Source organism: Brakhagea baltica, from assembly GCF_052161605.1.
Taxonomy (GTDB): Bacteria; Planctomycetota; Planctomycetia; order Pirellulales; family Pirellulaceae; genus JBKCUI01.
In genome coordinates this window covers 168,626-190,238 of sequence record NZ_CP197409.1, presented here as the reverse complement: position 1 = coordinate 190,238, position 21,613 = coordinate 168,626, and the positions used below count along the sequence as shown (strand labels likewise).

At 51.4% G+C, this 21,613-nt stretch carries 13 protein-coding genes, 1 tRNA gene and 1 pseudogene; 8 read left to right on the top strand and 7 right to left on the bottom strand.

The window, feature by feature from the left end:
- Nucleotides 1-35 precede the first annotated feature (35 nt).
- A pseudogene (locus SH449x_RS00750) lies at nt 36-1,079 on the top strand (tyrosine-type recombinase/integrase); the annotation flags it as partial.
- A gap of 328 nt (nt 1,080-1,407) precedes the next feature.
- Here SH449x_RS00750 and SH449x_RS00745 read toward each other — a convergent pair.
- Nucleotides 1,408-1,482, bottom strand: a tRNA-Pro gene (locus SH449x_RS00745).
- Between the two features lie 204 nt (nt 1,483-1,686).
- Here SH449x_RS00745 and map point away from each other — a divergent pair.
- Together map and SH449x_RS00735 are read left to right on the top strand one after the other, a co-directional pair.
- Entirely contained in the window at nt 1,687-2,484 is a 798-nt protein-coding gene (gene map / locus SH449x_RS00740; RefSeq protein ID WP_482379405.1) for a type I methionyl aminopeptidase, read from the top strand.
- Nucleotides 2,485-2,513: 29 nt separating this feature from the next.
- Nucleotides 2,514-3,959, top strand: coding sequence for a hypothetical protein (locus SH449x_RS00735; RefSeq protein WP_482379404.1), 1,446 nt, complete (start codon nt 2,514-2,516; stop codon nt 3,957-3,959).
- Nucleotides 3,960-3,982: 23 nt separating this feature from the next.
- On the opposite strand, the gene SH449x_RS00730 is transcribed toward SH449x_RS00735, so the two are convergent.
- On the bottom strand, nt 3,983-4,360 hold the full coding sequence (locus tag SH449x_RS00730; protein WP_482379403.1) for a hypothetical protein: 378 nt from the start codon (nt 4,358-4,360) through the stop codon (nt 3,983-3,985).
- Between the two features lie 257 nt (nt 4,361-4,617).
- On the opposite strand from SH449x_RS00730, the gene SH449x_RS00725 reads away from it, so the two are divergent.
- Entirely contained in the window at nt 4,618-5,736 is a 1,119-nt protein-coding gene (locus SH449x_RS00725; RefSeq protein WP_482379402.1) for a fatty acid desaturase family protein, read from the top strand.
- 23 nt (nt 5,737-5,759) lie between these two features.
- Here SH449x_RS00725 and SH449x_RS00720 read toward each other — a convergent pair whose 3' ends face one another.
- On the bottom strand, nt 5,760-6,899 hold the full coding sequence (locus SH449x_RS00720) for a fatty acid desaturase family protein (RefSeq protein WP_482381865.1): 1,140 nt from the start codon (nt 6,897-6,899) through the stop codon (nt 5,760-5,762).
- Between the two features lie 67 nt (nt 6,900-6,966).
- On the opposite strand from SH449x_RS00720, the gene SH449x_RS00715 reads away from it, so the two are divergent.
- Nucleotides 6,967-10,392 (top strand): PSD1 and planctomycete cytochrome C domain-containing protein, encoded by a 3,426-nt coding sequence (locus tag SH449x_RS00715; RefSeq protein WP_482379401.1) that lies wholly within the window; start codon nt 6,967-6,969, stop codon nt 10,390-10,392.
- A 26-nt stretch (nt 10,393-10,418) separates the two neighbouring features.
- Complete coding sequence (locus SH449x_RS00710; RefSeq protein ID WP_482379400.1) at nt 10,419-11,858, top strand: DUF1501 domain-containing protein; 1,440 nt, start codon at nt 10,419-10,421, stop codon at nt 11,856-11,858.
- Between the two features lie 502 nt (nt 11,859-12,360).
- Here SH449x_RS00710 and SH449x_RS00705 read toward each other — a convergent pair.
- The 3 genes from SH449x_RS00705 to SH449x_RS00695 form a co-directional block, all read right to left on the bottom strand.
- The gene (locus SH449x_RS00705) at nt 12,361-14,187 is read right to left on the bottom strand and encodes a M61 family metallopeptidase (RefSeq protein WP_482379399.1); all 1,827 of its coding nucleotides are present in this window, start codon (nt 14,185-14,187) and stop codon (nt 12,361-12,363) included.
- 161 nt (nt 14,188-14,348) lie between these two features.
- Nucleotides 14,349-18,341 carry a protein kinase domain-containing protein gene (locus tag SH449x_RS00700; protein ID WP_482379398.1) on the bottom strand — a complete coding sequence of 1,331 codons (3,993 nt, stop codon included), beginning with the start codon at nt 18,339-18,341 and terminating at the stop codon, nt 14,349-14,351.
- A gap of 69 nt (nt 18,342-18,410) precedes the next feature.
- Nucleotides 18,411-19,019: an RNA polymerase sigma factor gene (locus SH449x_RS00695; protein WP_482379397.1), complete on the bottom strand. Its 609-nt coding sequence runs from the start codon at nt 19,017-19,019 to the stop codon at nt 18,411-18,413.
- Nucleotides 19,020-19,692: 673 nt separating this feature from the next.
- On the opposite strand from SH449x_RS00695, the gene motA reads away from it, so the two are divergent.
- Together motA and SH449x_RS00685 are read left to right on the top strand one after the other, a co-directional pair.
- Complete coding sequence (gene motA / locus SH449x_RS00690) at nt 19,693-20,556, top strand: flagellar motor stator protein MotA (RefSeq protein ID WP_482379396.1); 864 nt, start codon at nt 19,693-19,695, stop codon at nt 20,554-20,556.
- A gap of 4 nt (nt 20,557-20,560) precedes the next feature.
- On the top strand, nt 20,561-21,334 hold the full coding sequence (locus SH449x_RS00685; protein WP_482379395.1) for an OmpA/MotB family protein: 774 nt from the start codon (nt 20,561-20,563) through the stop codon (nt 21,332-21,334).
- Here SH449x_RS00685 and SH449x_RS00680 read toward each other — a convergent pair.
- Nucleotides 21,331-21,594: a hypothetical protein gene (locus SH449x_RS00680; protein ID WP_482379394.1), complete on the bottom strand. Its 264-nt coding sequence runs from the start codon at nt 21,592-21,594 to the stop codon at nt 21,331-21,333. The two genes, SH449x_RS00685 and SH449x_RS00680, sit on opposite strands and share 4 nt — an antisense overlap.
- Nucleotides 21,595-21,613: the final 19 nt, after the last annotated feature.

The window sequence follows — 21,613 nt, the reverse complement described above, 5'->3', positions numbered from 1 at the left end:
TAATTCCTTATTCCTTCGCTCGGAGAATCCTCCTCATGGCCTCGGTATTCAAAAGAAGTAACAAAAAGGGTGTTCCCTACGTCATCCAATACGTCGATGAAAATGGACAACGACGGACGGTAAAGGGATTTACGGACAAGAATCTTTCCGAGCAGCTTGCTGCAAAGCTCGAAAGTGATGTCCGTTTGCGTCGCAACGGTCTCGTTGATGCGGCATCAGAGAGAATCGTGGAGCATGAAAGGGCACCGATACAAACCCATATCGATGCGTTCCGAGCTGCCATCGTCCACAATACCCCTCGCTACAAGCACAACATCATTTCGCAGGTTACGCGAATCAAGGATCTGGTTGGCATCGGGACACTTTCTGAGATTACCCCTGAGAAAGTAAAATCAAGCTTGGACATTCTCCTCAGGGGACCCAAATTCGGTAGAAAGACCTATAACCACTATCTCTCCTCATTCAATACGTTCTGTAATTGGTGTTGCGACAACAATCGGCTTTCCCGGAACCCGATCGCAGCACTCAAACCGCTAAACGTCGAAGTAGATGTTCGTCGGAAACGACGTGCTCTGACATCGGAAGAACTCGGCTCGTTGGTGCAATCGGCGAAGATCAGTAAGAAGAGGGTACAGCACTACTCCGGGGAGCTTCGCAGTAAGCTCTATCTCTTTGCCTACTTCACAGGATTACGCCGTTCAGAACTCGGGAGCCTAACCAAGGAGAGCTTCAATCTCACCCACGAACCCTTTACTCTCAAAGTGGCGGCTGCCTGCTCAAAGCACCGTCGGGAGGACACTCTTCCGATTCATCCTGAGTTGGAAAGTATTCTTCGAGGATGGTTGCCCGATCTAAAGCCAAAAGAATCCTTGTTTCCCAAGCTAGGAGCCCGCAAAACCTGGATCATGATTAAACACGACCTGGAGTTGGCAGGGATCCCTTATGAAACGGAAGAGGGTTACGCCGATTTCCATGCAAGTGGAAGGCACACGTATATTACGGAGTTACTCCGCAATGGTGCCTCTTTGCCGGAGGCGAAAGAACTTGCCCGGCACTCGGATATTAAGACGACTTTGCGATACACCCACATTGGGCTAGATGATCAGGCGGTAGCGGTCCGGGCACTGCCTACACCGAATAGCAAGAAGCCCCGGACAAAACCCGGCAAGGAGGAGGGTAATGGCGACGGTTCCAATGGAGTGGGAGAGGATGGGAAGGACCAGCCGCCTGACGAGCCTCTGCCGTCGGTTGGCGGGGTACGCGCTGCAAATGCGCTGCAGTTGGGATGCCTTCAGGGGCGTTTTATGTCCCCTCGTGTCTTTCGCCCCCTTGTGGCGAAAACTCGCCGGACCGCAAAAAACGCGAAAAAACCCCACAATCCCGAGGAAATTGCAGGGTTTTCAGAAGTCGGGGTGATAGGATTCGAACCTACGACCCTCTGGTCCCAAACCAGATGCGCTAGCCAGACTGCGCTACACCCCGATCCGCTAGCCGGAAACTTTCGTTCCCCGCCAACTGTTCGCAAATATTTACACCACTACCAATTCGTTCGCTAGGCCACTTTGAAGAAAATGACCCAAAGTTCCTACTTCCCGCTTCGTTCGTTGTGTCTAGACTCTCCTAACTGTACACTGGTTCACTAAATAGCTAAGAATTGAGCTTCTAAAACCAAAACTTATTCCGGCAATGCTCCAAAACCTCCGCAAACTCCAACTCACCGAATCCCAGCGCGACAGCATGAGACGCGCCGGTCGCTTCAACGCCCAGCTTATGGATTACTTGCGGCCACAAATCGTTGCCGGAATTACAACCGGCGAAATCGATCGCCTTGTATACGACTACACGGTCAGACACAAACATCAACCGGCCACACTCGGATACCTCGGTTACACCAAAAGCTGCTGCACCAGCGTGAATGATGTGATCTGCCATGGCATACCAGGTGACTACGCCTTGCGAGATGGCGATATCATCAACGTCGATATCACCTCAATCGTTGACGGTTGGCACGCAGACCAGTCGGAAACATTTCTCGTTGGTGGGGTCTCCGAAGAGGCTCGAGCAGTGACGCAGTGCGCTTTTGACGCTATGCACGCCGCGATTGCGGCTCTGGAGCCAGGGTGCACGGTAAGCGTCATCGGAGACGCTGTTGTCGCCGAGGCAGCGAGGTACGGATTCTCGGTGGTCAAAGAGTATGTCGGACACGGACTCGGTCGCCGTTTCCACCAGTATCCAAACGTTCCTCACTTTCCCGATCGCAAAAGTCGCCAAGATCGCATCTTGCCTGGCATGTGCTTCACCGTCGAACCGATGATCAACGTCGGAACGAGGCTAACAAAGCTCGATACCCGCGACAATTGGACCGTAACGACTCGCGATGGCAAGCTGTCTGCCCAGTTTGAGCATTCCGTTCTTATGCGCGAGGATGGCCCCGAGATCTTGACCCAGTGCGATGGCGGCCCTAGGCTTGGGCATCGGTTCTAGCGACGCGTTTTTGGGAGGGCGGCTGGCTTATGGCAAAGTTTAATCCGAAACGACTGGCTGCTCGTCTAGTCCTTTTGACTGCTGCGATTCTAGGGCTGTTATTAGCAGCGCCCCTCATCGTGAGTAAATCATGGTTTTACGGCCCATTCATTGAGTCGTTTGCTAAAGATCGGTTTGCTCTCAACGTGGGGAGCATGAAGCTTTCGTGGTTTCGCCCGATCGAGATCCATTCGATTACCCTTTCCGAATCGGGACAAGAGGGAGCTGACAACGGGACCAAGGCTCCCTTAATAGCAATCGATACGATAAAGACGGATCGTGGGTTGGTCGCTTATCTTTGGAACGGGCGTAGATTGGGAAAGGTCTCAATTCATTCGCCGGTCATTGATATTGATTTGCTTGAGAACGAAACCAATCTAGAACGAATCGTTCGTGCCCTAAAACGCTCTACTGAATCCTCGAACGAACCAACCAGATCGGAGAGTAGCCCCTTTGACATTGAGGTGTCCTTAATTGATGCGACAATACAGGTTACGAGTGAGGGGAGTCCTGATCCGCTAGTTGTTGTGCCTCCCTTTAACGCTTATTTTTCCTATCGTTCTATCGGTCAAGAACCAATTCTTGAGATCAAACCAACCACAATTTTGAACGAGACTCAGCTTACGCAGGCGCTGGTGCGGCTTGGGTTGGGGCACGCGGTTCCTCTGTTGGCAAAATCCGCCTGGTTCGATGGGCGAGTTTCGTTGTCTTGTGGACAGATCACGGTGCCTTTGGATCGACCTATCGATAGCACAGGTTCTGCGATTTTGGTCATGCACGAAGTTCGAACCGGCCCAACCGAACCGCTGATCATTGACGCTATTGGATTCTTGTCTGCCCTGAGAAACCAGGAGATCCCGGCGGAATTGGTCTTTGTGGATGGTTCCGAGGTGGAGATTGCCTTGCGTGATCAAACCATTTCCCACTCAGGTTTAGAGGCAGGTCTGCCCAAGGTTGATCAACGGCTACAGATCAGTTCCCAGGGGTCGGTGGGGTTGGTCAACAAGGATATCGATTTACTCGTTAAGGTTCCTGTGCCAGTTGAGCAGCTCGCGCGACGAGAAAAGGTCAGGGAGCTGGGGGTTCCGCAGTTAACGTTGCCTATTCGCGGAACGCTCGACGAACCTGAACTCGACTGGACGGTTTTTCGCAAAGAGTCGGGGCTTGTGCTGGCTCTCATGTCTGGACAATTACAATCCGAGGCACCTGTGGTAAGTGGGGTCGTGAGTGCCCTCGGGGGAGTTGCCGAAGGAAGAGCCGACGAGGCGATCGATGCCGCCGCAGCGTTGGTTCAGCAAATCCGAGAGCGTCGCCAGCGGCGGGCTGAGCAGACAACGGCTGAGCAATGGGAAAACGCGGAGAATAGCGAAAACTCCCGCGAATCGCGTCCTTCGCGCCGCCCTATGCTTGATGCGCTTCGCAAGGCGATTCGCTAGCTGGCAAACCAGACGTGGAAGGCTTATCCCTTTCCTTTTCTCAGCCAGCCTACGAAGAAGGCTGCAATAATCGCGATCAGCATATAAGGGCCGAGGATGTAGATCGTTTGTTTGCGGACAACAAACATGATCCCTGTGAACATGATGCCGGCTACCAGCAGTATTCCGCCCGGTGCTTTGCGAATGACTTCTAATACAGGCCATGCGAGCCAGGAAGCTAAGCAAATGAGCCCGACTCGTGCAGAGATGTCAATGGCTCCGTCCGTGCCGCGCGGCAGAAGTGCTGGCTGCCACTTGAGTAGAAGTGAACCTGCAATCAAGGCCACCCCGACGCAGAACATCCCCCAGCGAACGAAGTTTGCGGTGAAGAGGTCGGATTGTTGTGGTTCTGGGGATTGCATTGGCGATGCGGATTGTGGGGGATGAGAGGGGATCTTTGACAAGATCTGCTACGGGTTTTGGGATCTTTAACAAGATCCACTACGGGGGGGAGCATTTGGACGGTCTTATGGTACCCCAAACTGACAGAATGGTAAAATTGGGGGATCTCTACAAGGTGGAATGAGTAGGAGGAACGAAACAAGACCTGATGGACGATACCCACAACTATCGTCGGCACCATTTTAGATGACAAGATGGAATCATTGGGGGGGTGAAAGTGGAAGTAGCAAATTTCGAGACATCCAAGTTTTCCATCCGGCAGGCCAAGGAGCTTATCAAAGACCTGCACAAACCCGACCCCAAGATTTACTGGGCGGACTTTCTGCTAACAATAACCGCAGGTCACGCACTATTCACATTGAATGTTCACACTGACAAGTGGTTGAGCACGGGGTTGCTTGGAACGGTCGCAATCAAAGGGTTGATCGGTGCTGCAACGGTGGTGCTTTTCCTGCGGGCTGCCATGTTCACTCATGAGCTTGTTCACTTGCCGAAAGAGGGCTGGGGAGCGTTTCGCGTGGTATGGAATGTCTTATGCGGCATTCCGTTTATGATTCCATCGTTCACCTACTATCCGCACATCGATCACCATCGCCGGAAATCGTACGGGACTGAGGAGGATGGAGAGTACCTGAATCTGAGCCATCAACCGCCGAGCGCGATCGTATGGTACATGCTCGGGACTCTAGTAACTCCATTCGTGGCCTTGATCCGCTGGGGGATTTTGACGCCGATAGCTTGGGTGTTTCCTCAGATCCGGAGATGGACATTCGCGAGAGCGTCTACCATGGTGATGGATATCTCGTATGTGCGGCCCGAAGCGGGTGAGAAAGTCTATCGCATCATGCGCCTACAAGAAGCTGCCTGCCTCATTGTCGCGTGGTTCATAATGCTGCACGGTCCGTTGATTGCTAAGACCTGGTTAGATCCATTCTGGTTTCATGCGTATGGGGTTAGCGTCGCGATGATCATGCTCAACAACATTCGGACACTCGGTGCGCACCGCTGGACAGGAGAGGGTTCTGAACTGACATTCGAGCAACAGCTTCTGGATTCCTGCGACTACCCGAACAATCCCGTCATAACCGAGCTTTGGGGGCCTACAGGAACTCGGTACCATGCGACGCACCATCTATTCCCTAGCTTGCCCTATCACAATCTCGGCAAGGCGCATCGGAGGCTTATAGCTGGTTTGCCTCAGGACAGCATTTTTCGCGAAACTGTGAAGCACAGCTTGATTGCAGAAATCATTGAGCTTTGGAGGAGAAGCTCGGCTGTCCACTCGGAAAAGCCTCAGCAATCCGAAGTGGTTTACTCTGCCCGGAGGGCGGCGTAACTTTTGCTAGAGGCTAGGTGCTCCTAGCCCGAGACCGAAGGTTGTTGAATCCCGAAACTGGCGTCCGCTTGTCGGAAGCTAATTAACTTCTTCGCTTCCACATCCCAAACATTGGAGTGGAAGCATCCGACGATATCGCGAACCGAAAGGGTGATGGACGCGGGCTTTTGCAACTCAGGGAGTGCTGCCATCGCCTCAGGGAGGCGGTAAAAAGGTATCTTTGCATTCAGGTGATGTATGTGGTGGTAGCCGATATTGCCGGTGAACCAGTTCATCAGCCTGGACATCTTGAGGTAGCTCGAAGATTTCAAAGCAGCTCCGGCATGTGTCCAGTCTTCGCGTGCATCCAGAATGCAGCTAGGGAAATTATGTTGAGCATAGAACAGGTAGGAACCTGCTCCACAAGCGACTATGAGGGGCAGGGTCATTCCAAAAAACAGTTCATCCAGTCCGATGAAACCTAATGTGCATGCGATTGCGATGTGGAGCAGCAAAGCAAGCACCGCGTCTTTGTGCGTACGGATATTTGTTTGGATGGCGCGCACACACATCCCGAACATGAAAATGGTAAAATAGCCGCAAACGATGGTAAGAGGATGCCGCGACCAGTAGTATGCAGCCCGCTCCAGGAAGCTTGCCTTCTGATACTGCCGCTTGCTCATCGTAGGGAACGACCCCATACTGCTCAGCAAATCTTTTGAATTGTGTTTGTGGTGATGGTCGTGGGACCGATTCCAGACACTGGGTGGACTCAACACGAGGAGCCCGTACAAGTCCATCAGAAACTTGGCCAAACGGGAGCCCGTCAAAATGGCGCCATGTTGAAAGTCGTGGTAAAATATGAAGATTCGGACAATTAGTAGTCCAGAAATCAAACTTGCCCCAAGCCTTGCGAACCAAAGCTGATTGACAACAGCAACTGTTAAGGTCGTGGCTAAGAGGGACAGAGTCAGCACCAATTCTAGCCAGCTACGCAACTTGTTTTCTGAAGCAAAAGGCTTAGTTGCGATTAGTAATTCTTTTTCCGTCCTCACACATCCTGCTCCAGGCGGCCGCACAGACTTGCAGAACTCCCGAGGACAATTCCAGACAGAATACAATTCAGCAATCTCGACTGGCCGGGAGTGTGACGTAATTAGCCAAAAAAAGCAAGAGCAACCCATGACAGAGCGCAGTTTGGCTAGAATATAGTTCCCACCAAACATTCCTTCCCGTTCTCTCTGACTGTTCATGATGCCGATTTTGCTTGGTTCTAGAGGCACTTTTGCGATTTTTGCGGCTTTGTTTCTCGTTGGTAGCGATTCCAGCGCGGACGACAAAGGCATTGAGTTTTTCGAGGCTCGGATTCGACCTTTGCTTATCGAGCATTGCGTAGCATGTCACGGAGATAAAAAGCAATGGAGTGGACTGCGGCTGGACTCCCGCGATGGGATACTTGCTGGCGGTGAAAGTGGTGCTGCGGTGATTCCTGGTGACCCGGAAGCCAGTTTGCTGATGAGGGCAGTTCACCGCCAAGACGGGCTGGAGATGCCGCCGGATTATAGTTTGTCAGAACTCCAGATCGAGGACTTGCACCAATGGGTTCGAATCGGAGCACCTTGGCCGGATTACGATTCGTCCGGTCCTAGTTCACTTGAGAGCAAGGAAGCTTGGAAGGAGCATTGGGCATTCAAGCCACTCAAAACCAACTTTTCGGAGTACTTCGGTCTCGATCGTGAAGAGGAATTCCCATGGAAGATCGACGACTTTCTCCACAAGAAACGGGCAGAACAAGACCTCCAACTCTTGGATCGAGCTGATCCACGCACGCTGGTCCGACGCCTCAGTTTCGATGTTGCTGGCCTGCCCCCCGACTTAGAAATATCCAACCGCTTTGAACAAAATGCTACCCCTGAGGCTTATGCGGCATTGGTGGACCGCCTCTTAGAATCGCCTCACTTCGGCGAACAGATGGCTCGCATGTGGCTGGATATTGCTCGCTATTCGGATACCAAAGGATATGTGTACGGTCGTGAAGAACGATTTCAGGTTCATGCCAATACTTATCGTGATTGGGTCATCAAAGCGTTTAACGATGATCTGCCCTATGATCGATTTTTGCGGTATCAGATCGCTGCGGATCGCTACGCAACGCGAGAGCCAGAGCACCTGGCAGCGATGGGATTCCTAACCCTGGGACGACGTTTTCTAGGCGTTACTCATGATATTATCGACGATCGAATTGATGTAGTCACGCGGGCAACGCTCGGCCTTACGGTTGCCTGTGCGCGATGTCATGATCACAAATATGATCCGATTCCTACAGCGGACTACTATTCCCTCTATGGCGTTTTTCACAATAGCACGCAACGGCAAGTCGAGTTGATCGAGCGTTCTGCCGCCCAGGCACAGCAGTCGGCCGAGTGGAGAGCAGAACTCGACACTCGCATCAAGACGCTGCATACGCAAATGCTTGCCAGTCGCAAGGTCGCGTCAGATCGCGTTCGAGAAAGAACAGCGGATTACCTGTATGCTCAAAGTGAGTTGCATAAATTCCCAGAAGAAGGCTTTGACCAGATCCTGTCAGTAAGCGATCTCATTCCTGCTTTCGTGAGACGATGGGAGCGGTATTTGGCAACGGTTCGATCAGATGATGGGCATCCGGATCAAGCCATTTTGAAGCCGTGGTTTCTGTTCTCATCGCTTGCTAGCGACACGTTCGCGGTTCAATCCGAAGAAGTCGCGAGACACATACAAAACGACAACGGTATACACCCCTGGGTAGCTGCTAAGTTCGAGTCAGCACCAGAGTCGTTGCGAGATGTCGCTGATCGTTATGGTCAACTCGTTGCCGTGTTGGTTGCAGATCTGCAACGAAGAATCGAATCTGGTGTTCAGGAATCCTATGTTGACTCTCTTAGCTTACAAACCAAGCCGCTACTAAGATTCTTGTACGATTCGTCATCTCCCTACGAGATACCTGACGAGGAGATTGTTGCGATCGAAGGATTCTTTGACTCTGGCACTTGTACCGAGTTATGGAGATTGCAAGGAGAAGTCGACCGGTGGCGAATCAGCGCGAATCCTAATCAAAGGGTAGCTGTGGGTCTATTCGATCGAGAAGCAATCGTACTGCCAAGGATTTTCAAGCGTGGAGTACCTGCTAACAAAGGGGAGGTGGTCAATCTCCGGTATTTATCGATGTTCTCAAGTGGTATGAACGACGAGGGTCCGATTCCCTTTCGTATCGGAAGTGGTCGATGGGAACTCGCGGATCAAATCACAAGCCCCACTAATCCATTGACCGCACGGGTCTGGGTAAACCGTCTATGGCAGCATTTTTTCGGGCAAGGGATTGTAAAGTCCACAAGCGATTTTGGGCTTCGGTCGGACGCCCCAAGCCATCCCGAACTTCTGGATTGGTTAGCCCGCGAATTGATGACGAGCGGATGGAGTACCAAAGCGATTGTTCGCAAGATTCTGCTTTCGAACGCTTACCAAGCTTCAAGTGGAGTTGGATGGAGCGACCAGCTGCTCCCGGCAAAGATGTTGGAAACCGACCCAGAGAACCGGCTTGTCTGGCGGCATTCTCCCCGCCGGTTGCGATGGGAGGAGCAGTGCGATTCGATACTTAAGTCTAGTGGCAAGCTCGATTTGGAGCTTCGTTTTCAACAAGAGCGACAAATAGCAGGTGCCCATGGCAGTACGAGGCGGGCGTTGTACGGTTTTGTAGACCGGCAATTTTTACCGAGTACTCTTCGCGTTTTCGATTTTGCGAATCCTGACCTTTCGATTGGCCGTCGAAATGAGACGACCATTCCCCAACAATCCCTTTACTTTCTGAACAGTTCATTTGTAGCGAATCAAGTCCGCGAGATCGCCAAGCGTTGTCGCCCGGAGGGGCACAACACGAATCCGCAAGATTCGATTATCGAATTGTTTCAGGCGCTATTGCAACGGTCTCCTACCGAGCGGGAACTCGCGTTGGGGCTTGAGTTCCTCGCCTATGCCCTTGAGGACGAATCGTCCGTCGCTGCCGCTCCTAGTTGCTGGTCCTATGGAGTCGGAAAGATTGATATCTCGGTCCCGCTCTTCTCCGGATTTCAAGCACTGCCTCATTTCTCAGGCGATGCATGGCAAGGAGGGGCCAACTGGCCTGACGCGGCTTTTGGATGGGCGCAGCTGACGGCGGAGGGGGGGCATCCCGGCAACGACTTTTCTCACGCGGTAGTTCGTCGCTGGACGGCTCCAGAGCGGATGGTCATCTCGATAGAATCTGTTGCGAAACATCAACCTGATGTTGCTGACGGAGTACGATTTTCGATCTTTCATAATGAGAAGACCCTACTCGCGTCGGTGCAACTAAAGGCTTCGGAGCGCCCGATGAGCATTGAAAACATAGCAGTGGAAGCGGGAGATAGAATCGATTTCGTTGTCGATATCAATTCTGAGCTCAATACCGATCAGTTTCTCTGGGCGCCGATTCTGAAGCGAGTCGCTACTTCGGACGGGGAGCCTAAGGTGGACAGAGATTTGGAAACGGTAACTCGAATCGGGGCTGAGCAAATATGGGATGCAAAAGCAGATTTTCGAGGACCTGAGGAGTACAAGCTTGATGCTTGGGAACAGTACGTCCACGTTCTGCTCTGCACCAATGAGTTTCTATTTGTTGACTAAGGATTGCGGACTGGAGTACGAGTACCATGAGATCTTTTGAATCGGGAAATAGTCGAGGTATGTTGGACCGTCGATCCATGCTTTTCCAATCGTCGCTTGGTCTAGGAGGGGTCGCGTTAAGCTCCATGTTCGGATCTGCTTCGAGAACTGCGGGTGCATCGATGGGACTTGGTGAGGGAGACGCATCATTACTCCAGATTCCGCACCATCCGCCCCGAGCCAAGCGTGTGATTCACTTCTTTCTTAACGGTGGTCCATCGCATGTTGACACTTTCGATCCCAAGCCGGCTCTGGCGGAGCATTCGGGGAAACCTCTGTCGGATACGTTGACGACCGAGCGCAAGACAGGAGCGGCATTCCCCTCTCCCTTTAAGTTTAAGAAGTATGGCCAGAGCGGCCTTGAGGTGAGTGAGTTGTTTGCGAAGACGGCCGCTCATAGCGACGATATTGCGGTGATTCGTTCGATGGTGGCGCAGGTTCCTAATCATGAGCCATCCCTGATGCTTATGAATTGCGGCGATTCGGTTCAGCCTCGCCCCAGCGTCGGTTCCTGGGTCCTTTACGGATTGGGGTCCGAAAACGAGAACTTGCCTGGATTCATTGCCATGTGTCCGTTTGGGTATCCCATCAAGGATGCGGAGAACTGGCAAGCTGGTTTTCTGCCGGGGGCTTTTCAAGGAACTTTTGTTGATCCACAGTATCGCGATGTGAATCGATTGATTGAGAACATATCCAACTCCCGCGTCAGGCATAGCGACCAACGCCGTCAACTGGATCTGCTCCAACAGATGAATCAACTGCATCGCGATGCACGACTGGATGAGCGATTGAACGCGAGGATTCAGAGTTTTGAGCTCGCGTTTCGAATGCAGCGGGATGCTTCGGAAGCCTTCGATTTGAGCAATGAGCCACAGTATGCGTTAGATAGCTACGGCGACAGTGTACATGGACGTCAGACTCTCATTGCTCGTCGATTGTTAGAACGAGGAGTGAGGTATGTTCAGCTCTGGCATGGTGCTGGGCAGCCATGGGACAATCATAATGCCATTGAGGCCAATCATCGTCAGTTAGCTGGCGAGATTGATCAGCCCATTGCAGCCTTGATTCAAGATCTCAAGCAGCGTGGTATGTTCGATGAGACATTGATTCTTTGGGGCGGCGAGTTTGGACGCACCCCGACGGTGGAGCTTTCTGGTGATGGCCAATCAACCTTGGGGCGAGATCACAATCACTATGGGTTTAGCGTTTGGATGGCAGGAGGCGGAATTAAGGGCGGGACTGTGTACGGAGCGACCGATGAATTCGGTTTCCGTGCTGTAGAGAAACCGACCACCGTTCACGATTTGCATGCGACCATGCTTCATTTGCTGGGGATCGACCATGAGCGATTAACGTATCGCTACGCAGGGAGAGATTTCCGGCTTACTGACGTGCATGGAAAAGTCATTCAAGAGATCGTTGCGTGAGGCATAAACTTCATTAGCGGAACCATACATTGAGTAGCTTTGAGCTATTGAAGGTTTCATTGCCACTACCGGAGAATTAAGTGCATTGCGTCGATCAAGAAAGCCTCCATTCCGTCGCTTGCGTCGATGGGCGATGGCTAACGGGCTACTCGATCGCAATTGGCGGAATCATTAACGACTAAGTCTTATCTCTTCTTCTGTGTACGAGGCCACGAGGCCCAACTGTTGTAGTGGAAGAGGCTACGAGGCCCGACCGCTTGGCACGATTACAGCAGGTGTCATTTTGGTACAAGAGCATGCGGTCTCCAATGCAAAGGGTCTCGTTGCCTCGTCCACTACAGCAGCCAGGAATCAGATGCGTTCAAGTCAAAACAATAACCAGCGGGATCCGTAAAGGCAAAATGATTTCCAAGAATTCCGTTCAACACAGTGGGGGGCATTTGCGATCACCCTTCAACGAACCGCCAATTGACCATCGCCCTCGTCATCATTCTGCCTGCCATCATTCTGCTTTAGTTTCGGTCGCCGCTTCTGCTGGCGGTGCGGGCTCGATGCCGAGCCAGCTTTTCCAATGCGATTCTTGTTGCTCGGTGGGTTTGTCAACACGCTTGAGCGTCCAAGACTCCTTGGGTTTGGTTCCGAGTTTAAGTTTTAGTGTGATCAACTTGCCATGCCTTGCTATAAGACAGTTGCAGGTCTGGCCAACTTGGAAATAACCGACCAGTTCGTTCCAATTTTCCGCCGTGATTCGGAGATCGTTTAGCCCGATCCACTCGTCCCCCACATTAAAGCCTGCATCAGCTGCTGGCGAGTCTGTTGGGACCGTCGCGACCATCGCCTTGCCCGATTGATTGTTCAAAGTCAGACCGACATGGGCAGGCTCTTTCGCATTCGGGTCCTTTGTGTCGCTTGGTGAAGAGTCTTTCCACTGGAGGCCATAGAACTCAAGCAACGGATCAAAGTTCAGCTCCTTGGTCGTTTCCAGGCTGTCTTTGAACCAATCCCCCAGATCGAGGCCGGCGATTTGGTTGCAAATTCTGACAACATCCTCGTTGGTGTAGCCCGTTTCACGATGCTCCCGCCAGAGTTGTCGCATGGCATCGTCGAGCGACTTTTCGTTGTTGGTTGCCCGACGGATTTCTACGTCTAGCAGCAATCCTACGAGGCTTCCTTTTGTGTAGTAGCTCACTCGACTGTTTTTTGCGTTCTCATCTGGTCGATAGTATTTTGTCCATGCGTCAAAGCTACTATCGAAGAGCGATTGAACCTTTCGGCCGGGGGATTTTTGAACGTCAGCTACGGCTTTGTTGAGTCGCCCCAAATATTCTTCAGGGGTACACAAACCGGCCCTCGGTAGGAACAGGTCGTCGTAGTAGCTCGTGATTCCCTCAGCGACCCAAAGCTCTTGAAAATACTGTTCTTGGTCATAATCATAGTTGACTAAAGTCTTAGGTCTCAAGCGTCTTACATTCCAGGTGTGGAAGAATTCGTGAGCGACGAGGCCGAGCCAATTCTGGTATTTTGCCTTATCTTTCGTTGCAAATCGGCTCGTCATCAGGACTGTGCTATTGTCGTGTTCCAAGCCCCCACCTTGTTCGGTCGCGAGATTTAAAAACCAATAGGATTGGTAAGGGACTTCACCCCAGAACTCTTGTTCCTTAGCCACTATCTTCTGAACGTCTTGTACTGCCTTTTCAGAATCCCAAAATGGTTCTCCGCCGAGTGTGGCTAGATAATGTGGAACTCCACCACAATCGAAGGTTCTGATGTCGAGCTTTCCCATTACGATCGGGCTGTCGACCAGTTCGTCAAAGTTCGAGGCAACTCGAGTCCATTGGTCAGATCCGGAGGTCGCGAGACTCGTGGCAACCTGTTTCCACTCTGGAAGTGGGTTGAGTCGGACGACGTGTTGGCGGTCCAAGCAATCCTCGCGAGTTACGAATGTAGCGGCTCCTGTCAGGAATCCGAAATCCTTTTCAACCCAGTTTGTTCGGACGCTCATTTCGCGACAATAGACTGTGTATCGCACATGGATCTCTTGTGCACCGGAGGTTTGCAGTGCCCAACGGTTCTTGGAGACGCGTTCCAACACGATAGGCTCGTTGGTTTCTCCGTGACTGGCCGTCATCGTTTCAATTTGTCTAGAGTATTCTCGAACCAGATAGCTGCCTGGTGTCCACACAGGCAAGAAGAGCTCGATTCGTTCCATTCCGTCCGTGGGAACTTGGACCTCGACCTCGACACGATGGGTCTCTGCTTGCCGAAAGGAGAGGTGGTATCGGATAGGAGCAGCGAGGCTCCCTTCTTCGGAGAACGCAGATGATGTCATTAGGCAAAATAGAGACAATTGGGTGGCTAGCAGTAAACGAATCACGGTAGGCAGCATAGGGTACAGTTCTTGAAAAAAGGGATCAATCCGCGAGTCCCCAGTATAGTTACTCAAAGGGAATCATGGCAAAAAAAGGTTGCAGGGAGACATCGAGTAGCAGCCTAATTTGCCAACTCTGACTTGAGAGTTCGGACAATTCGGAAACCTGTATTGCGATCTTTCGAGCTAGATGGGATCGCATTAATGGCGCCCGATACACAGTAAGCTCGATTCGAAAGGAACGATCCACCACGCAGATTGACCGACTGTTTGAATTCGACCTCAAAGTTTAAATGCTTTTGATTCGTATATTCGGCATAAAGGGCTATCGAACCCCCTAGATTCGTTTCGTAAACATTTCCGAGGATATCGAAAAACCCCCAAGGGTTGGGGGCTAAACTAGCTATTGGCATAGGAGCCAAGGGTGCGTTGTGCGAATTCCACGCATACTTGGAAAGATACTCATCAGTTTCCCCGTGGAAGCTCGAGCTGATCGTCCCGCAACGGCATGCGATCTCCCACTCGATTCCCGTCGGTAGCCTATACCCGTCCTTATCAAGAATCCCTCGGCCCCATTCATCGCCATTCTGGGGCGTATCGGGGGCTTCCCAATCTAAATCCGGTATCCCAATCGCATCCGAATCGATGCCTTCCCGCAGACTAAGCCAACGACAAAACTTTAACGCGGAATGGTAATTGATTCCCATCGCTGGCGATTGGTCCCAAGGGACATTGAATTGGTGCTGCGAGAGACTTGGGTTCGGATTCTCTTCTAAAAACAGCTCAAATAGCTCTTTAGGGATCTCAATCGCGCTCATCGCAATCGTTCTGTTCAATCGGGTCGTGTCGCTGAAGACTTCACGATTCCAGGGGAGCTTGGTTCCTTCTCCCAAAAGATGAATCGCATCTGTATCAATAACGATAAAGGGAATGCCTGACGACGAATAATACCAGCTACGATGCGTCTGAGAAGGCTCAGCCATCGAGTCGGGGGTACTCGCTTTTACCTGCATTGCATTTTGGAGAAACCATCGCGCGGAGCTGCTAACCCCGGAATCTGGATGATCGACCAATTGTGTCATTCTATTTTGGACATGGTTGCTCAGCATACGATCCATGTTTTCCCAGCGGAATTCGCTACCAGCGATAATCCATGCGTTGAGCTGATCCGCGTCCAGAGAATCGCGATACAGTTCGGCCCATGATTGTGCGGTACTATCGATCGATGAGAGAGAGTGGATGATCCATGTTCGGCAGGACGGCCAAGCTGAGTATTTGAGCTCCTCGAGCAACGGGCTTGTTTCGCCACCGAGCCAAAGTAGCAAAACATTCATAGCGAGACATCGGTGCAAACTTTCTGCGGAACCTTGGTCGAACTCCCAAAAGCCTGCGTACTGTCCTGTTCCGGGATGACGACAAATTTGTTTTGGTTGAAGTCCGAGCTTAAATTGGTGCGCTGCCTTTTCTAGAAATTCCCCCTGATCGCATGGGTGAGTGGTCCAAAGAGAAATGTTTCGCCCTGGATAACTGATGCTCCTAGAAAGTGTAAAGGATCCCAATTCCAAGTAGGAAGTTATCGTTCGTTGTCCTAGAGGAGTCAGGGGCAATTGCGGAACATCAGCTGGATATCTTCGAGTAGCGTAGTCAACGGGCCACTCCTGTTTGAAACCAAACGACGTTTTGTCTTCTTGCAGAAATCCCGTATAGGTATGTTTCCATGGCCGTACCAACGGGGTCGTCCGTAGTATCGGGGAAGATGGCGTTGCCCAAACAAGGTCTTGGATCTCGGTAGATTCCACATGAAACGAGGGGAGGTCAGATGAGGGCTGTAGCTCTAGCAAAAGAACGTCAATCGATGAGTACTCCTCATTGGGCCAAATGGAAGCGACCCCAAATCCAATCTCCTCCTTTTTGGAAAGAGTCTCTCGCCAATTGTCTTGGGAGATCAAATCGAGGAAATCGTTCTTTGCGTTGGATGCAGCGAAGGTGAGGGTAAATGCCGCCCCTGACTCATCCTGGTATCTTTGAAGTGAACTTGCTGCAAATCCCGCTTCATTCAACCTTTGTAGGGTAGCCCTAAAGTTGTCGGCTGGGACTCGCATCAAAAACCCGCTCTCGTTCGTGGCTACCCCCGCGAAGGACTCAAGTAAGTCACGGATGTCGGATAGTCTGTTGTGTTCACTGCCCGACTCATGATCGGGAGCATCGTTGGGGAAAATAGTCCGAACGCCGGTCGCCTTCAAAGCCTGTGTTCGTTCCCTTGACAGTTGGAGCAGGCCATCGGTGAGGAGGTCTGGCTCTTGTGCTAAAACCTTAAAACAGTCGACGGTCGCAAGTTCGATTATTTTTAATAGACTTGCGTGATTGGAGGATTTCGCGTTCCATTTCATGGCCAGCGCCGTAGCCATGGAAAACTTGCTGCGTTGTTCCAAAGGGCATTCTACGAGCTCGCGAATCAAAACGTCTGTCACATCGTTCGCGAAATTTTCAAGACACTCTTCCCAAACTTTACTCTCGAAACGGGGACGAGTTTCCAGCACTTGGATAACTCGTGAACTCACATGCTCCCTGGTTTCAGAATCAACTTGACTTGCATCGATCAACGTTGCCAATTTCAGAACATCCAACGGGTCCGAAGCGGCTCTCCAGGCTGCCAGAATATCCGACTGACGATTCGGTTGTGAAATAGCAGCTCGAATGCGAGGTTGTATAGACGTAAGGTCCATAACCTCCGACTGTTGGATTCCCTCGATTAGTTCATCCCGACCTAACTCCTGATTTGATTGAGACGCAATCCACAATCGAAGACGGTGAACGGGGTTGTTGACGCTTATGCCTTTACTAAGCTCTAAGCGTTTACTCAATTTCACCTTTTCTATGGCCTCGAGAGACAGTTCTAGGCCGGCAGAGTCGGCGGACTTCAATTGTTCAAAGAGCCCAATGATGACCAATTGCTCTGAGGCTTCTCGCCAACGTTGGTTATCCCATAGAAAAGCAATAATGGAAAGCAAAACAAAACTGCATGCGGCGAGACTCCAAGCCACTGCACGTGGATATTTTCTGCCCCATCGACGTGCTTTGCGAATCAAGGACGGCGGCTTGGCCTGTACAGGTACCCCTGATTCGAGACGGCGAAGATCCTGCAGCAATCCTAAAACGTTTTGGTACCGATAACATTGCTCTTTTTCGAGGCACTTCAGAATAACGTTTTCGCAATCGCGGGAGACACTGGGGCGTAGTTTTCCGGGGGCGATCGGTTCCTCCCCAGCAACTTGCTGACAGATTTGAAGCAGATGTTCACCAACAAATGGTGGTCGTCCGAGTAGCAAAGCGTAGAACAGCGCACCCAGCCCATAGATATCAGTGTGAACACCAACCCTACCGTCTGACATGCCAGTCTGTTCGGGTGCCATGTAGTTTGGGGTCCCGAGCGGGAGAGCGGTGTTCGACGTTGCGTCCTCGGGGGTGAGTTTCTTCGCGATCCCAAAGTCGGTCAGCTTGATCCCCCCATTATCATCGATCAGGACATTTGAGGGCTTTAAGTCGCGATGGAGAATTCCATTCGAGTGCAGATACTCTACCGCAGTGGCGACTTCCTTCATGATCCGCAAGACCTCAGCCACCGGGAGCGAATCACGAGATTTCATCCAGTTCGATAGATTTGACTCCATCCATCGATAAACGAGAAAATAGCCACCTCGAAAATGGCCGGCATCGAGAAGCGCAACAATGTTCGGATGGGATTGCTGGGCCACAATCTGGCGTTCGTTGTCAAAGCGTTCGCTGTCGTCAGATGTCAATTGAAAAAGCAGCTTGATTGCTACGGTGAATCCCGTTGAGATCTGGATCGCACGAAACGCGGCACCAAAGCCCCCCCTCCCAACTTGTTCCAGAATTTGATAGCCGTCGATTTCCGGCAAGCCTGAATAAAAGGCCTGACGCTTCCCAAGAACTTTATCTAATAGTTGATCATTGCTCGCCTCAGCGAGCAGGTCGAGTTGAGCTTGGCAACGGGGGCATTCGTCGAGGTGTTCCTCGAATCCGGGCAGCGCGTTCATCGCCTCGTCGGGAGACTGAACAAAGTTTTTCAGGAAATCTAGAGAGGGACATCGCATATAAAAGGATACGAACCGGTCTTACTCGAGGAGCGATTTTCGGATTAATGGAGCCAGTTCGTCTAGATCCTATGCGATTAGAGAGGTTCCATCGATTCTCGCACCTTCCTCCCGAAGAAAACGACGGACCCTAAACCGCGCGATATAAACTTGGTTTTCTCTCATACCTAATTCTGTCGCAACCTCCGAGCAGGAATGGCCCTCGATTTCCGTGAAATAGAAGGCATCCCAGGTTTTTGCCGCCACTCGATCTCTGACTCGCGAAATGATCGTACGGGCTACTTGCATGCGTTCTTCATAAGGACTGAACATCTCATCGATATCATTCGGACCAAACAAATCGATGCTAGCCGTTTCGAGAACCGAATTGTCGAAGCAAACCTCGTGCGACCGTGACGACTTTCGCATCGCGTCCCGCAGCGTATTCTCCACGACCGTTTTCAGCCACGATCGAAAACTCTTTGAATCGTCGTAAATGAATTTGGGAAAGTGCTGCACTAGTTTCAGGTAGACATCGCTCAGAATATCTAGCAGCCGATTCCCCGTGATGCCCAAACGCTGGAGCCAACTGGCCATCAGCGGTTCGTACTCAGAACGAAAACGCTCCCAACCGGTCTGATTGTCTAGAGACCGAAGCGATAGAAGCAGGGTTGCCGAGGTTTTTAATTCCAATGCCATAAAGAATTTGTTAAAAAAGAGACGTCTTCCTACTCAAGAGCGTATCTCTAACCAGTTCACTTCCGATCCACCCAAGCTGTCAACGGAGCGAAACCAACAGGGAATGATGCGGAATCCTAGTGTCTTCGATTGTAGCCAAACTTTCCGAAAAAGATCTACAAAGATTGGTAATTCGAGAAAGGTCCAAACGTATCTATTGGTAGAGGTGGGGGAGATCACGCCCGCTCCCCCACTTTTTTCCGAAACTCCCGACAATCCTCTGTTTCGCTTGTTTAACAATTCAACTCTCAAGCAAGGGGTAAGCTGTCGAAACGGTTGATGCTAAGGGAGATAGGAAAGTTTTCTAAGAAAAGAAGTGTCCCGTTTGAAATAACCAGTCCTGAGTCGCAGGCTCTAAAACTTTGCAGGGTGTCAGCCCACTCGTCCGCTTTGGTTTGTCAATGTTTCGTCAGGCGAGGCTCGGGCGATTGCTAGCAATCCACCTCGTCAGTTCACTATTTTTCTGTAGGGACAAACGATCGGTATAAACCTTACAATCCTCTTCAGCTCTAGCCTTGCTCTAGAAGGCACCCCTTCGCTCACCGGATTTCTTGCTCCTCCGAGTACTGCAAGCTACATACAAGCGGACCCGATTCATCGTGAGTGAATCGATGTACCAAGCAGAGGAACATTAATGGTTATTATAGTTGGTTGCTTAATTGTTTGCGGGAGCGTTATCGGCGGCTTCATCTGGGCCGGCGGTCACGTTGGGGCATTGATTCAACCCTCGGAAGTTCTCGTAATCGGGGGCTCCTCCATGGGGGCTCTGGTTATTATGTCCTCCCCGGCAGTTCTCAAGGGGATTGTCAAAGGGATTATTCAATCTCTCAAGGGGGATCCGTATGGAAAGAAGTCCTACGAAGAGACCTTCTCAGCATTGTATGAGCTATTCAGGATTGCGCGTCGTGACGGGCTATTGGCTCTCGAGGGGCACATCGCCGATCCGCATAGCAGCGCAGTTTTCTCTAAGTACCCAAAGCTAGCGGCAGACCATCACGCAACGGAATTCATCAAAGGTGCGTTCGGTCCTGTTATTGATGGTTCCGTAAGGCCTGAGGATGTAGGGGCATTGATGGACATCGAGCTTCGTGCCATGGAGGAGGAACATCATTTGCCGGTTCACGCCTTACAGACCACCTCGGACGGTCTGCCTGGGTTCGGAATTGTCGCAGCGGTTCTTGGGATCGTGGTTACGATGGGGCACATCGATGGGCCGCCAGAAGAAATCGGCCATCACGTCGGTGCGGCACTCGTCGGTACGTTTCTCGGGATCTTGGCGTCTTACGGCTTTTTCGCTCCACTCGCCGGAAAGATGAACTTGATTGGCCATTCCGAAGGCAATTACTTCAAGACGATCGCATGCGTTTTGCAAGGTTTTTTCAATGGTATGCAACCGAAGATGGCTATTGAAACGGGTCGTCGAGGATTGAGCCACGACGTTCGTCCCACGACGGAAGAGATGGAAGCCCTTTTTAAAGCCGTAGATTCGGGAGGCTAGTGTCATGGGTGGTGGAGGTGGTGCATGGAAAGTTGCGTACGCTGACTTCGTGACCGCGATGATGGCTTTCTTCATGGTTATGTGGCTAACGTCGCAGAAATCGGAAATCAAAGAAGCAGTCGCGGAGCATTTTCGTAATCCGAGTGGAAACAGGATTTCAGGCCAGGAATCGCGTTCCATTACCTCGGCAGCGGGAACGGGAAGCGGTCAAAGACGCATTGCCCAAAACAAGGGCAACAAGAAGTCTGACGGCGACGCGAAGAAGCAGCAAATGAATGACGAGGGAGCTCGTTCCAATGTAGGTAAGGTTATTCCGTTCTCCTTGAACTCGACAAAACTGGATGAACAAGGAATCGCGGAACTCAAGGAACTACTGCCGACATTAGAAGGGAAGCAATTTAAGATTGAGGTTCGAGGCCATTCCGCCAACAACGGGGGAAGTGCTCGCCAGTCGGCAGTGGATGCGTTTACCATTTCACACCAACGAGGGATGGCGGTCTTTAATTACTTGGTAGATAAAGGCATCGACCACAGACGGATTCGCGTGACCAGCGCGGGTAGCTCGGAACCAAAGTTTAAAGAAAACAAGCTAGACCCAGCATCGGATTCTAGAGTCGAAGTGTTTTTGTTAACCGAAATGTTCGAGGAGCCATCCTCCAAAATGGAGCGCATGGTTTCGCGAGAAGGTTTAAAGGACGAAGCTATTCGGATGGAACGAGAGGAAAAAGCCGCTGCCGAAAAGGCTGCCGCAGCAGCGGGTGGACACGGTGGTCATTAGACCGCTATTTTAGCTGAACGAATGGAGTCGAGCATTCCGGTAAGCCGTTTGCGAGCCAAGCACGGTGGAGAAGCAATCACAACGTCGTCGAGGTTAGGTGCCAAGTTTGAAGAGATTGGCCCGTCCTTTTCGTTTACTCCCGCGTCCTTCTCTTTGAGGATTGCTTCTAACCTCTTGATCGTAACTTCCTGGGCCTCCGCTAAATCCTTCATGTCGACTTGACGATACGCTTCTACCAATCGCTTGCTGTTCGGCGACAATTAGAATTCCACTTCGTGT

Excerpts from the sequence above, each read along its gene's own strand:
- SH449x_RS00720 (WP_482381865.1), bottom strand. The coding sequence starts at position 6,899 with ATGGGTTGCTCTTGCTTTTTTTGGCTAATTACGTCACACTCCCGGCCA.
- SH449x_RS00705 (WP_482379399.1), bottom strand. The coding sequence starts at position 14,187 with ATGACATCATCTGCGTTCTCCGAAGAAGGGAGCCTCGCTGCTCCTATC.
- SH449x_RS00735 (WP_482379404.1), top strand. The coding sequence starts at position 2,514 with ATGGCAAAGTTTAATCCGAAACGACTGGCTGCTCGTCTAGTCCTTTTG.
- SH449x_RS00685 (WP_482379395.1), top strand. The coding sequence starts at position 20,561 with ATGGGTGGTGGAGGTGGTGCATGGAAAGTTGCGTACGCTGACTTCGTG.
- SH449x_RS00710 (WP_482379400.1), top strand. The coding sequence starts at position 10,419 with ATGAGATCTTTTGAATCGGGAAATAGTCGAGGTATGTTGGACCGTCGA.
- SH449x_RS00700 (WP_482379398.1), bottom strand. The coding sequence starts at position 18,341 with ATGCGATGTCCCTCTCTAGATTTCCTGAAAAACTTTGTTCAGTCTCCC.
- SH449x_RS00730 (WP_482379403.1), bottom strand. The coding sequence starts at position 4,360 with ATGCAATCCCCAGAACCACAACAATCCGACCTCTTCACCGCAAACTTC.
- motA (WP_482379396.1), top strand. The coding sequence starts at position 19,693 with ATGGTTATTATAGTTGGTTGCTTAATTGTTTGCGGGAGCGTTATCGGC.
- map (WP_482379405.1), top strand. The coding sequence starts at position 1,687 with ATGCTCCAAAACCTCCGCAAACTCCAACTCACCGAATCCCAGCGCGAC.
- SH449x_RS00695 (WP_482379397.1), bottom strand. The coding sequence starts at position 19,019 with ATGGCATTGGAATTAAAAACCTCGGCAACCCTGCTTCTATCGCTTCGG.
- SH449x_RS00715 (WP_482379401.1), top strand. The coding sequence starts at position 6,967 with ATGATGCCGATTTTGCTTGGTTCTAGAGGCACTTTTGCGATTTTTGCG.